Origin of the sequence: Streptomyces sp. A0958 (assembly GCF_004795035.1) — a bacterium.
In the GTDB taxonomy this organism is placed as follows: domain Bacteria; phylum Actinomycetota; class Actinomycetes; order Streptomycetales; family Streptomycetaceae; genus Streptomyces.
Genome location: NZ_SSBK01000006.1, coordinates 154491 through 166855 on the forward strand (window position 1 = coordinate 154491; position 12365 = coordinate 166855).

At 71.4% G+C, this 12365-nt stretch carries 10 protein-coding genes and 4 pseudogenes; 5 read left to right on the top strand and 9 right to left on the bottom strand.

The genetic code is table 11. From position 1 onward, the window contains the following. The first annotated feature begins 52 nt into the window (after positions 1-52). Positions 53-529, top strand: coding sequence for a large conductance mechanosensitive channel protein MscL (mscL, locus tag E6P78_RS08995; RefSeq protein WP_136202994.1), 477 nt, complete (start codon positions 53-55; stop codon positions 527-529). Between the two features lie 55 nt (positions 530-584). On the opposite strand, the gene E6P78_RS09000 is transcribed toward mscL, so the two are convergent. From E6P78_RS09000 to E6P78_RS09020, 5 genes and pseudogenes are all read right to left on the bottom strand, one after another. Beyond that, positions 585-794, bottom strand: coding sequence for a hypothetical protein (locus E6P78_RS09000; protein WP_136202995.1), 210 nt, complete (start codon positions 792-794; stop codon positions 585-587). A 57-nt stretch (positions 795-851) separates the two neighbouring features. Continuing rightward, a pseudogene (locus E6P78_RS09005) lies at positions 852-1208 on the bottom strand (hypothetical protein); the annotation flags it as partial. A gap of 147 nt (positions 1209-1355) precedes the next feature. Then, positions 1356-1781, bottom strand: a pseudogene (locus E6P78_RS09010) (Rieske (2Fe-2S) protein); the annotation flags it as partial. A 1-nt stretch (position 1782) separates the two neighbouring features. Beyond that, a pseudogene (locus E6P78_RS09015) lies at positions 1783-1887 on the bottom strand (4Fe-4S binding protein); the annotation flags it as partial. An 86-nt stretch (positions 1888-1973) separates the two neighbouring features. After that, positions 1974-2740, bottom strand: a pseudogene (locus E6P78_RS09020) (MFS transporter); the annotation flags it as partial. 158 nt (positions 2741-2898) lie between these two features. Here E6P78_RS09020 and E6P78_RS09025 point away from each other — a divergent pair. Beyond that, positions 2899-3996, top strand: a complete 1098-nt coding sequence (locus E6P78_RS09025) for a P1 family peptidase (protein WP_136202996.1) — start codon at positions 2899-2901, stop codon at positions 3994-3996. Positions 3997-4129: 133 nt separating this feature from the next. Continuing rightward, positions 4130-4882 carry a DUF6227 family protein gene (locus E6P78_RS09030; protein ID WP_136202997.1) on the top strand — a complete coding sequence of 251 codons (753 nt, stop codon included), beginning with the start codon at positions 4130-4132 and terminating at the stop codon, positions 4880-4882. Between the two features lie 144 nt (positions 4883-5026). Here the strand turns inward: E6P78_RS09030 and E6P78_RS09035 are convergent, their stop codons facing one another. Beyond that, entirely contained in the window at positions 5027-6604 is a 1578-nt protein-coding gene (locus E6P78_RS09035) for an MFS transporter (protein ID WP_136202998.1), read from the bottom strand. 62 nt (positions 6605-6666) lie between these two features. On the opposite strand from E6P78_RS09035, the gene E6P78_RS09040 reads away from it, so the two are divergent. Then, the gene (locus tag E6P78_RS09040) at positions 6667-7629 is read left to right on the top strand and encodes a transcriptional regulator (RefSeq protein WP_168712590.1); all 963 of its coding nucleotides are present in this window, start codon (positions 6667-6669) and stop codon (positions 7627-7629) included. A 120-nt stretch (positions 7630-7749) separates the two neighbouring features. Here E6P78_RS09040 and E6P78_RS09045 read toward each other — a convergent pair whose 3' ends face one another. Together E6P78_RS09045 and E6P78_RS09050 are read right to left on the bottom strand one after the other, a co-directional pair. Then, complete coding sequence (locus E6P78_RS09045; RefSeq protein ID WP_136203000.1) at positions 7750-8748, bottom strand: sigma-70 family RNA polymerase sigma factor; 999 nt, start codon at positions 8746-8748, stop codon at positions 7750-7752. A gap of 435 nt (positions 8749-9183) precedes the next feature. Further along, positions 9184-9963 (bottom strand): class III extradiol ring-cleavage dioxygenase, encoded by a 780-nt coding sequence (locus E6P78_RS09050; protein ID WP_136203001.1) that lies wholly within the window; start codon positions 9961-9963, stop codon positions 9184-9186. A 135-nt stretch (positions 9964-10098) separates the two neighbouring features. Here E6P78_RS09050 and E6P78_RS09055 point away from each other — a divergent pair, with 135 nt between their 5' ends. Beyond that, positions 10099-10611, top strand: a complete 513-nt coding sequence (locus E6P78_RS09055; protein ID WP_206307760.1) for a MarR family transcriptional regulator — start codon at positions 10099-10101, stop codon at positions 10609-10611. A gap of 143 nt (positions 10612-10754) precedes the next feature. Here the strand turns inward: E6P78_RS09055 and E6P78_RS09060 are convergent, their stop codons facing one another. Next, positions 10755-12323: an MFS transporter gene (locus E6P78_RS09060; RefSeq protein WP_136203003.1), complete on the bottom strand. Its 1569-nt coding sequence runs from the start codon at positions 12321-12323 to the stop codon at positions 10755-10757. Between the last annotated feature and the right edge of the window lie 42 nt (positions 12324-12365).

Sequence of the window (12365 nt, forward strand, 5' to 3'; positions counted from 1 at the left end):
GATTGCGAGGCAGTTCATACCCATTGCGGCACATACGGAGGACAGCGCACCCGTGAGCGAGACGAAGAAGGTCAGTCTGCTGGACGGCTTCAAGGCCTTCCTGATGCGTGGCAACGTCATCGATCTGGCGGTTGCCGTCGTCATCGGTGCCGCGTTCACGAACATCGTGAACTCGATCGTCAAGGGGGTCATCAATCCGCTCGTCGGTGCGTTCGGCACCCAGGACCTGGAGAACTACAGCTCCTGCCTCAGGGGCCCGTGTGCGACGGACCCGGCGACGGGCGAGGCGACGAAGGGCATCCCCATCCTGTGGGGTTCGGTCCTCAGCGCGACGCTCAGCTTCCTGATCACCGCTGCCGTCGTCTACTTCCTGATGGTCCTGCCGATGGCGAAGTACCTCGCCAGGCGGGCCGCGATGCAGGCGGCGAAGGAAGGCGTGCAGGAGACGATCGAGGTCAGCGAGCTGGAGGTGCTGAAGGAGATCCGCGACACCCTGGTCGCCCAGCGCGGCGGCAGCCACCAGGCATAAGGCACCCCGGCGGATGGCCGGCGCGGCTGCCGCTGCCGGGCCGCGGTGCGCGGGGTCAGATGTGGTGCGGCGGCTTCTCGTCGAGGAAGCGCGCGAGGTCGGCGGCGCTGCCGCCGGAGGGGGCCCGCTCACCCCACCCCTGGTCCGTATCGTCCGCGGACTGCTGGTCCAGCGGATCGTCGAAGATCAGCGCCGGCTTGGGCCGGGGCCGGTCCGGCGCAGTCGGCTCCGCATCGCGCGGTCCGGGGGCGGGGGCGGTACTCATACCTCCAGGGTACGGCTGTCGGCCGTGCTCCGACCGCGCCCCGGGCCCGGACGGCGGTCAGCGGTCCTTGGGGTCGAGCAGCCACAGCCCGAGGACGACGAGGAACGAGAGGCAGAGAAACCCGGCGCCCCACCACGCGGTGGCGGAATGACCCTTCATCCACTCGTCGACGATCACCGTCAGACCCCACAGCTGCCCGATGACGACGCTCATGGCCAGAACGAGCCGGGCCGTGAGCTTGGAGGACCGCTCCGGCTCCTGGTCGGTGCCGCCCCCGGGCCCGGGGCCGGTGTGGCGGACGCGGGGGTCGCCGTAGCCGCTGGTGGGCCGGATCTGCGGGTACCGCTCATGGACGGGCCGGTTCAGCTCGGCCCGCCAACTGCCCGGGTGGTACTCGGGGTAGCGGGGGCCGGGGGCCTGCGAGCCGGGCGTGTGGGGGCCGGAAGGGCTGCGGCTGCGAGCCGGGCGTGTGGGGGCCGGGGGGCTGCGGGCCGGACGTTTGCCGGCCAGGGGGCTGCGGATGGCCGGAAGGCTGCGAGCCCGGGAGCTGCCGGTCGTCGCTCATGTCGGGCTCCCGGGGGTCTCGGAGGCGCCGGCTCCGGTACGGGGGCGGGAGGGGCCGGGGGCCACCGTGCGGGCGGCTCCGGGTGCGGCGGGGGCCTCGGCGCCGTCGCGGGCACCGGGGCAGCCGAGCCGGGAGGCCAGGTCGGGGCGGTCCTCGGCGAACCGGCGACACAGCCCGTGCTCGATGCTCTCGCCGGACCGGGTGGTGCCGACCGCCCAGATGCTGCCGTCGGCCTGCTCGGTGAGCGCCACCTTGGGCAGTCCCCGGGGCGGCGGGCCCGCGGTGACCTCGCCGGTACGGGCGTCGAAGACGCCCTCGTGGCAGGGGCAGTACAGCTCGCCCTCGGTGCCCCGGTTCTTCTGCCAGAGCACGGCGCAGGCGAGGTGGGTGCAGATCGCGGAGTAGCCGACGAGGGTGCCGTTGGATCATGGACTTGTCGCGGTGCGAGTCGCACTCACGGCAGGCGGAGACGCAGGCCTGGCAGCCGATGCAGCGCCCCGGGTCGGTGAAGATCGTTCGGCCCATCATGCGGGCATCATCGACCGGGCCGGCAACCCCTTCGCGGACATGCTGCTCACCGACTGCCTGCTGATCGGGGGCTCCAACGTCGGAGAGATCAGCGCGATCAGCGGCACCAGGTCGTAGCCGAACCGCTGGCCCGTGATGGCCGCGCGGTCCTTCATCCGGCGCCACAGGAAGTAGGAGGCGCCGGGGATGACGAGGACGGCCGCGATGTCCAGACCGTGGAACATCGGCCAGCCGAGGATGTCCAGGGAGTCGAACCCGATGATCTCGAAGCCCCAGATACGCATTTCGTAGCCGGGCCCTGAGCCGGTGCCCGAGGTGAACGTGAACCAGCCCCAGGTCAGCGGGAAGGTGATCAGGGCGCCGAGGACGCAGCCCCAGAAGATCAGCTGGTGGGCGGCCCAGCGGGCGTGGGAGCGGGCGCCGAGGAACTTCTGGAAGCCGAGGTAGGTGCGATCATCTTCGGCAGCGCGGTGGGCGTCCTGCGGAAGTTGGCGACGGAGAAGAGACTCCCCCAGCCCTTCTTGAACAGCCGCGCGACCCCGGGCGCGGACACCCACACCGTGTACCGGTAGGCGACACCGAAGGCGAGGAAGACCGAGGCCACGGCGTACGGCAGGAGCGCGGAGTCGAAGTTCTCCAGCAACCGGCTGCCGAGCACGATCGCCACGACCAGCAGGAGGGAGACGAGGGCACCCGCCCCGGTCGCCCGCGCGGTGACGGACCGGGGAAGGACACCGCCGGCACGGCCGGACCCGCCCCCGGGCGGCGGCACACCGGAACCGCCGGAGGAACCGGTACGGGCACCGGGGGCGGGCTGCGCGGCTGCGCCTGCGGCTTCGGGTGGCTCGGTCACCCCGTCACCGTAGGGCCGCCACATGGGGCGATTGAGCCTGTTTTATAGCCTTACGGGGTGAGCGAGTCCCGGCAGGGCTCACCTCCTCCTGCGTCCGCCCCCGCCGGTACGTTGGCCGCGTACGCCGCCCTCCCGCCCCCAACCCCGAGGAGCACCGGATGACCCGTCAGGACGCGCTCACCGATGTCGCCGGACTGCGCGTCGGGCATGCGCGGGTTCCCGGCAAGGGGGCGCTCAGCGGTACGACGGTGGTGCTCGCGCCCGAGGGCGGGGCGGTGGCGGCCGTCGATGTGCGGGGCGGTGGGCCGGGAACCCGGGAGACGGACGCGCTGGACCCGCGCAACCTGGTGCAGCGCATCGACGCGGTCGTCCTCACCGGCGGCAGCGCGTACGGGCTGGACGCGGCGTCCGGGGTGATGGCCTGGCTGGAGGAGCGGGGCCGCGGGGTGCGGGTGGGGCCCGATGCGGCGCAGGTCGTTCCGGTGGTGCCGGCTGCCTGCGTGTTCGACCTGGGGCGGGGCGGCGACTGGCGGGCCAGGCCGGACGCGTCGACGGGCCGGGCCGCGGTGGAGGACGCGGCGGGTACGGAGGCCGGTGCGGTGGTCGCCGAGGGGTGCGTCGGCGCGGGCACGGGGGCGGTCGCGGGGCGGCTGAAGGGCGGAGTGGGGACCGCGAGCGTCCTGTTGCCGTCCGGGCACACCGTGGGCGCGCTGGTCGTGGTGAACGCGGCGGGCTCGGTGCTCGATCCCCGTACCGGGGTGCTGTACGGGGAGTACGGCGGCGCCGAACCGGCCGTCGCCCCGCCCGCCGAGGTCCACGAGGCGGCGCAACGGCGCCTGGCGCAGGCGTGCGACGCGGACACGCGCCCCCCGCTCAACACCACGCTCGCCGTCGTCGCCACCGACGCCGATCTCAGCCGTGCGCAGGCGCAGAAGCTCGCGGGCACGGCGCACGACGGACTGGCGCGCGCCATCCGGCCCGTGCACCTGCTGACCGACGGGGACACCGTTTTCGCCCTGGCCACCGGTCGGCAGCCGCTGGACGCGGAGGACCCGGTCGCGCTCAATCCTCTGCTCGCGGCGGGTACGGAGGCCGTGGCGCGGGCCATCGTGAAGGCGGTGCGGGCGGCCACGGGCACCGACGGCCGTGACGGCGGGGGCGCCTACCCGGCGTACAGCGACCTCTACGGGACACCCCCGCGCACGGAACGCGCGCCGGGCGGCCACAGCTGGGGAACCGAATCGCCGTCAGCGTAAGGAAGTTCGGGTGGACACGCGAAACCTTCCGTACGCGCCGTACGTTTTCCCGAACCCCGGTCCCGATGTCAGTCCCAGGGGCTACGTTAAGCACGCATCAAGTCACACGCGGCGACGGCCTGGAGACAGCACCTTGAGCGATCCGTACGAGACAACCGAGCAGCACCTCGAGCGAATCCTGCGACGGGCTCTCAACTCGTTCGACCTGCCCGACAGCACGGTGGAACGGCTGGGCACCGCGCTGGCCCACAGCAGTTCCCTGCACTCCTCGCACCACAGTGCCACCCTGCACCGCGAGACCTACCGGCATACGTATCTGCTGAGCGACGGCTCGGCGTTCACGCTGTGGGAGCTGGTGCGGGGCGGCCCGCGCGGGGCCGGGCATCCCGACACCCGGCAGCATGAGCTGTACGACGACGAGGCCGACGCCCACATCGCGGCCGCCCGGCTGACCGGCGGGCTCTGGGAGGCCCCCGACTTCGGGGGCGACCACGCGCAGGCCGACCTGGAGATACTGTCCGCCCTGATGGCCGCGCCCCCGGCCCCGCACCCCCGGATGTACGCCCCGGACAATTCCGCGGACCACGCCCGCCGGGTCCTGCGCCGCGCGGAGAACGGCGACGTGCCGGGTGAGGAGACGGCCCATCTGCTGCGGGCCGCCTTCGCCCACCACATCACGCAGGTCTCCGGCCGTCAGTGCCAGGTCGGCGGCCGGAACGCGGGCTTCACGCTGTACGAGCACGCGTTCCTGCTCCTCGACGGGAGCGAGACGAGCCTGTGGGAGGTCGAGCACACGGCGACGCCGGACGGCCGCCACATGTGCGAGGTGTACGGCGACGAGGAGACGGCGCGCGGCGCGATGGAGAGCCGCACGCGCATCTGCTGACCGGCGCCCGCGCACCTGCTGACCGCCGCCCGCGGATCTGCTACTGCCCCGGCCCCGCCGCCACGGGCCCGGGCCGCGTATGCCGGTGCCCGCGTCCCTCGGGGGGACGCGGCCACCGGCGCCTCTGCCTCGTCACGCCGTGGCTCAGTGCGTCAGCACGGGCTCCCCGGCGGCCTCACCGGCGTCGTCGCTCTCCGCCACGAGCTCACCGGCCGGGTCCTCGACGGCCTCCTCGTCGGCGCCCTCCACGTGCTGCTTCGGCTTGGCCGGCAGCGCGAACATCACCACGAAGATCAGGAGCAGCACCCCGGCCACCCACCACAGCGACTGCTCGAAGGCGTCGGCGAACGCCGGGCCCACCTGCGCGGGGGTCAGCCGGTCGCCGATCGCACCGAAGAAGACGACGGAGACCAGCCCGAGCCCGAGCGCGTTGCCCATCTGCTGCACGGTGTTGAAGAGACCGGAGGCGGAACCGGAGTGCTCCTTGGGCACCTCGGAGAGCACCGCGTCGGCCAGCGGGGCCACGATCAGCCCCATGCCGACGCCCATGACCACGAGCGGCAGCGCCATCTGCCAGGACGTGATCCCCATGCCGTAGTGGCCGGACTCCCAGATGTAGAGCAGCAGACCGGCGGCCATGAGCAGGGCTCCCGCCTGGAGGACCTTGCGGCCGAAGCGCGGCACCAGCTTCTGCACGGACAGGCCGGCGGCGACGGAGACGGACACGGAGAACGGGATGCCGGTCGTGCCGGCCCGCAGGGCGCTCCAGCCGAGGCCCTGCTGCATGTACAGCGTCCAGACCAGGAAGAAGATCCCGAGCCCCACGCCGAAGGTCAGCTGTACGGCGATGCCGGCGGCGAAGCTGCGGACCCGGAACAGTGACAGTTCGACCAGCGGCGAGCCGTCCCGGCGGCCCTTGGCGCGCTCGAACAGCACGAGGAGGAGGAAGACGAGGACGCTGCCGGCCATCGACAGGTAGCCCCACAGCGGCCAGCCCAGCTCACGGCCCCGGGTCAGCGGGTAGATCAGCATCAGCATGCCGAGCGTCACCAGCACGACGCCGACCAGATCGAGGCGCAGCGCCTTGGGCGACTTGGACTCGGTGATGAACTTGCGGCCCAGGACGAGCCCCACGATGCCGACGGGCAGGTTGATCAGGAAGATCGGGCGCCATTCCAGGCCGGCGATGTTCCACTCGGTCAGCAGGGCGCCCAGCAGCGGTCCGGAGACCGCGCCGAGACCGACGATCGCGCCGAAGAGGCCGAAGACCTTGCCGCGCTCGTGGGCGGGGAAGGTGGCGTGCACGATCGACAGCACCTGGGGCACCATCAGCGCCGCCGTCGCTCCCTGGAGGAAGCGGGAGGCGACCAGCATCTCCGGGTTGGCGGCGAAGCCGCAGAGCGCGGAGGCGAGGGTGAAGCCGCCTATCCCGATGAGGAAGATCCGCTTGCGGCCGTAGATGTCGCCGAGCCGGCCGCCGGTGATCAGCCCGGCGGCGAAGGCCAGGGCGTAACCGGCGACGATCCACTGGATCGAGCTGAACGAGGCGCCGGTGTCCCGCTCGATGCTGGGGATGGCGATGTTGACGATCGTGACGTCGACGAGGTCCATGAAGGCCGCGGTCATCACGATGGCCAGGGCGAACCACCGGCGGCGGTCCGACGGGGCCGGGGCCGCCGCGGCGGCGGCCGCCGGTGACGGCAGAGGAGCGGAGGAAGTCATAGGAAGAAGTTAAACGCCCACTAGGTCAGTTCATGACCCAATGGGCGCGCATCCTGAGTGACATGACCGATACCCCGGCACGACTGCTGAACCTGCTGTCACTGCTCCAGACGCCGCGCGAGTGGCCGGGCAGTGAGCTCGCCGACCGGCTCGCCGTCAGCCCGCGCACCATCCGCCGCGACATCGACCGCCTGCGCGACCTGGGTTACCCGGTCGAGGCGACGCGCGGCTCGGTCGGCGGCTACCGGCTCGTGGCGGGCACCGCCATGCCCCCGCTGCTGCTGGACGACGAGGAGGCGGTGGCCATCGCGGTGGGGCTGCGGGCCGGGGCCGGCCACGCCATCGAGGGCGTGGACGAGGCATCCGTACGCGCGCTGGCCAAGCTGGAGCAGGTGCTGCCCTCACGGCTGCGCCACCGCGTCTCCACCCTCCAGAACGCGACGGTGCCGCTGGCCAGGGGCGACGGTTCGACGATCGATCCGCAGACGCTGACCGTGATGGCGTCGGCGGTCACCGGCCGGGAGCGGCTGCGGTTCGCGTACCGCGCGGGGGACGGCGCCGAGACGAGGCGGCAGGTCGAGCCGTACCGGCTGGTGAGCACGGGGTGGCGTTGGTATCTGGTGGCGTACGACCTGGAGCGGGAGGCGTGGCGTACGTTCCGGGTGGACCGGGTGAGCGAGCCGTTCGCCACGGGGTCGCGGTTCACGCCGCGGGAGCTGCCGACGGGGGACGCGGCGGAGTTCCTGAGCAGTTCCATGGCGCGCCGGCAGCCGGAGCTGGTGGTGGACGTGAGCTTCGCGGCTCCGGCGGAGTTCGTCGCCTCGCGGCTGCCCGGTGCGGTCGGTCCGCTGGAGCCGGAGGGTGAGGGCGGCTGCCGGCTGCGCGGTGTGCTGTGGGACTCGCTGGAGTGGGTGGCGCTGCGCCTGGCGCTGGTGGACTGCGAGTTCACCGCGCACGAGCCGCCGCAGCTGGTGGCGTACCTGAACGACCTGGGCGCCCGGCTCACCCGCGCGGCGGCATCCTGACGTCTCCGGGCAGGCGGCGCACAAAAGGATGAGCCCCGGCGCCAGGGGGGGGTGGGCGCCGGGACTCAGCTCAGGGGGGCCAGGTGAAGCGGCCCAATTCGGAGGTTACTGGACGCGGGCTCACGCCGCAGCGTCAAAGCCCGTGTCGTGAGCCATTCGCTTCAATTCGAGCAGTGCGTGCTTCTCGATCTGGCGGATGCGCTCCCGGGTGAGGCCGTGCTGCTTGCCCACCTCGGTCAGGGTCCGCTCGCGGCCGTCCTCGATGCCGTACCGCATGCGGATGATCGACGCGGTCCGGTTGTCGAGCTTGCCGATCAGGTCCTCCAGCTCCTCGCTGCGCAGCAGCGTGAGCACCGACTGCTCGGGCGAGACGGCGGAGGTGTCCTCCAGCAGGTCGCCGAACTGCGTGTCGCCCGCGTCGTCCACGGACATGTTCAGGCTGACCGGGTCGCGGGCCCAGTCCAGGACGTCACCGACACGCCCCGGGGTGGAGTCGAGCTCGGCGGCGATCTCCGCGTGCTCCGGGTCGCGCCCGTGCTCGCGGTTGAACTCGCGCTGCACGCGGCGGATGCGGCCCAGCTCCTCCACCAGGTGGACGGGGAGCCGGATCGTGCGCGACTGGTCGGCTATGGAACGGGTGATGGCCTGGCGAATCCACCACGTGGCGTACGTGGAGAACTTGAAGCCCTTGGCGTAGTCGAACTTCTCGACCGCGCGCACCAGGCCCGCGTTGCCCTCCTGGATCAGGTCGAGCAGGGGGAGCCCGGCCCGCGGGTAACGGCGGGCGACGGCGACGACGAGCCGGAGGTTGGAACGGATGAATACGTCCTTGGCGCGCTCGCCCTCGGCGGCCAGCGCCTCCAGCTCCTCGCGCGAGGCACCGCCGGCTTCGCTCTCCACCTCGCCGTCGAGGATCTGGCGCGCGTACACGCCGGCCTCCACGGACTGCGAGAGCTCGACCTCCTTGGCGGCGTCGAGCAGCGGCGTACGCGCTATCTCGTCCAGGTACATGCCGACCAGGTCGCGATCGGCGATCTCTCCGCCCACGGCGCGACCACTGCTCGCCCGGTTGGTCCCGCCCGTGGCGGACGAACGACGGGCGACGGCACGGGTTGCCATGCGTGCTCCCTTGCTGAGTAGGTCGCGACACCCTCTCGGGTGCCCTGCATCCGTTGGAAACAACGACTGGAATCCGGACAGAATTCCCATGCCCGGCATTCAATTTCGCGGTCATGCAGTACCCTGTTGCGCCACCGGGACGGGCACCTGGCGCGGCTGGGCACGAACGTGCAGGTCAGAGCGGCTTTCCGGGGCGTTCGACCCTCGCCGTCGCTCTTGGCGGAGCTCTGGGGTTGCTCGGCGGTTGCTCTGGGGTTGCTCGGCGGTTGCTCCGTTGCGCTGGTACCCCGGAAGACGCCCGGTACTGGTCTCCGGTTGCTCAGCCCCGTCCCGTACGCAAGCAGACCCAAATCAGGCCTTCCGGTCTCTCCGGCCCCGCCGCCCCTCCCCCCACATCCGTACCGCAGCGAGCCCACACCCGTACCGCAGCGAGCGTCACCCGTACTGCAGCGAGCGCTTGGCCAGTCCCATCCAGAAGCCGTCGATCACGCTGCGCCCCTGGTCGAGCTCCTGCTCGGCCGCGCCGAGCGTGACGAAGAGCGGGGCGAAGTGCTCGGTGCGCGGGTGGGCCAGCCGGCCTGCCGGGGACTTGTGCTCGAAGTCCAGGAGCGCGTCGATGTCCTGCTCCTGGAGCGCGCGGCGCCCCCAGTCGTCGAACTCCGCCGACCAGCCGGGGGTACCGCCCGCATGCCGCAGGGCGGCCAGGTTGTGCGTGAAGAAGCCGCTGCCGATGATCAGCACGCCCTCGTCGCGCAGCGGCGCGAGCTTGCGCCCGATGTCCATCAGCTTCTGCGGGTCGAGCGTCGGCAGGGAGATCTGGAGCACCGGGACGTCGGCCTCGGGAAACATCTCGACCAGCGGCACGTACGCCCCGTGGTCGAGGCCGCGGTCCGGGATGTCCTGGACCGGCGTACCGGCGCCGCGCAGCAGTTTGCGCACACTCTCGGCCAGGCGCGGGGCGCCCGGGGCGGCGTAACGCACCTGGTAGTAGTGGTCGGGGAAGCCCCAGAAGTCGTAGACCAGCGGCATCGTCTCGGTCGCGCCGAGTGCGAGCGGGGCCTCCTCCCAGTGCGCGGAGACCATGAGGACGGCGGTGGGGCGCGGCAGCCCCGCCGACCAGGCGGCCAGCTCGCCGGGCCAGACGGGGTCGTCGGCCAGGGGCGGGGCGCCGTGGGAGAGGTAGAGGGCGGGCATGCGCTCCGCGGTGACAGTCATGACACTCCCCATCCGCTGCTACTCAAGGTAAGTCTTCTACTGAAGGCCTCAGGAAGAAGGATGCTTTAATCTTCAAGCTCCTACCTTCAGAGACCTTAGCTCTATCTTGTTCAACTTTCAAGAAAAGGTCGTACAGTGAAGTACATGACCACGGCATCAACCGGTGCGCCGCACTGGCTCACCGACGAAGAACAACGCGTCTGGCGGGCGTACCTGCACGCCACCACGCTTCTGGAGGATCACCTCGACCGCCAGTTGCAGGGCGATGCCGGCATGCCGCACATCTACTACGGCCTGCTCGTCCAGCTCTCACAGGCGCCCCGCCACCGGAAGCGGATGACCGAGTTGGCCAAGGACGCCAAGATCACCCGCTCCCGCCTCTCGCACGCCGTCGCCCGGCTGGAGAAGAACGGCTGGGTACGCCGCGAGGACTGCCCCTCCGACAAGCGCGGCCAGAACGCGGTCCTCACCGACGAGGGCCACGAGATGCTCCGCCGCTCCGCGCCCGGCCACGTGAAGGCCGTCCGCCAGGCGATGTTCGACCGCCTGACATCGGAGCAGGTGCGCTCGCTGGGCGAGATCATGCAGGTCCTGGCCGCCGGCCTGCAGCCCGAGGGCGCGGACGCCGACCTGCCCTGGCTGCGCTGACCCGCCGCCCCGCCACCCTCACGTACGCACCGCTGCCCTCACGCACGCACCGCCGCCCCGCCACCCTCACGCACGCACCGCTGCCCCGGTTCCGTCACCTTCCGACGGGAACCGGGGCAGAAACGTATCCACGCAGCCGTGGATCAGTGGGCGACGACCGGAACCTTGAGCTCGTCCTCGACACCGTCCGCCTCACCGGAACCGGAGCCGGAAGCGGAAGTGGAAGCGGAACCGGAACCGGAGCCCGCAGACGTACCGGTCGCGGCCGGACGGCCGGCGTTGATGAAGGTCACCGCGATCCCGGCGGCGACCACCAGGATGCCGACGGCCCACCAGATGGCACCGGTGAAGCCGTGCACCATCGACTGGAGCTTCAGCAGCTCCGGGTCGCCGGCGCCGAGCGCGGCGTGCGAGGTGGCGTACGCCGTGGCGGCCGAGGCGGCGATCGTGTTCAGCAGGGCCGTACCGATCGCACCGCCGACCTGCTGCGAGGTGTTGACCATCGCGGAGGCGACACCCGCGTCACGCGACTCGACCCCGTGCGTGGCCAGCGACATGGCCGGCATGAAAGCCGTACCCATGCCCAGCCCCAGCAGGAGCTGCCCCGGCAGGATGACCGACGCGTACGAGGAGTCGATGCCCAGCCGCGTCAACAGCAGCATGCCGACGGCGGCGGTCAGGAAGCCGGGGCCCATCAGCTTGCGGGCCGGAACCCGGGTCATCAGGCGGGCGCCGATCTGCGTGGACCCGGTGATCATGCCCGCGATCATGGGCATGAAGGCGAAGCCGGTCTTGATCGGCGAGTAGCCCTTGACGACCTGGAGGTAGTACGTGAGGAAGAGGAACAGGCCGAACATGGCGATGACGGCCAGGCCCAGCGAGAGGTAGACGCCACCGCGGTTGCGGTCCATCACGACGCGGAGCGGGAGCAGCGGCGACTTGACCTTGGACTCGGTCAGGACGAAGGCCAGCAGCAGGACGCCGGAGGCGACGAACGTGCCGATGGTCAGCGCGTCCGACCAGCCCGCGGACTCGGCGCGGGTGAATCCGTACACCAGCGAGACCAGGCCCAGCGCGGACAGGACGACGCCCGGCATGTCGAGCGAGGAGCGGTTACGGCTGCCGGAGGGCTCACGGATGACGAAGTACGCACCGGCGGCGGCGACGACCGCGAACGGGATGTTGACGAAGAACGTCCAGCGCCAGTTCAGCGTCTGGGTGAGCAGACCGCCGAGGATCAGACCGACGGCGCCACCGCCACCGGCGATCGCCCCGTAGATACCGAACGCCTTGGCGCGCTCCTTGGCGTCGGTGAACATCACCGCGAGCAGCGAGAGCGCGGCCGGCGCGAGCAGCGCGCCGAAGACGCCCTGGAGTGCGCGGGAGCCGAACAGCATGCCCTGGTTCTGCGCCGCGCCGCCGAGCGCCGAGGCCAGCGCGAACCCGACGAGTCCGACGACGAAGGTGCGCTTGCGGCCCCAGAGGTCGGCGATGCGCCCGCCGAACAGCAGCAGCCCGCCGAAGGCGAGGGCGTAGGCGGTGATGACCCACTGCTTGTTGGCGTCTGTGATGCCGAGGGCGGTCTGGGCGTGCGGCAGGGCGATGTTCACGATCGTGGCGTCGAGCACGACCATCAACTGCGCGAGCGCGATGAACGCCAACGCCTTCCAGCGACTGGGATCGGGGAGTCGTATATCAGCTGTTTTCGACATGAAAGTAGCCACCTAGGGACGCGCGAGGGCGCGCGGGATCGT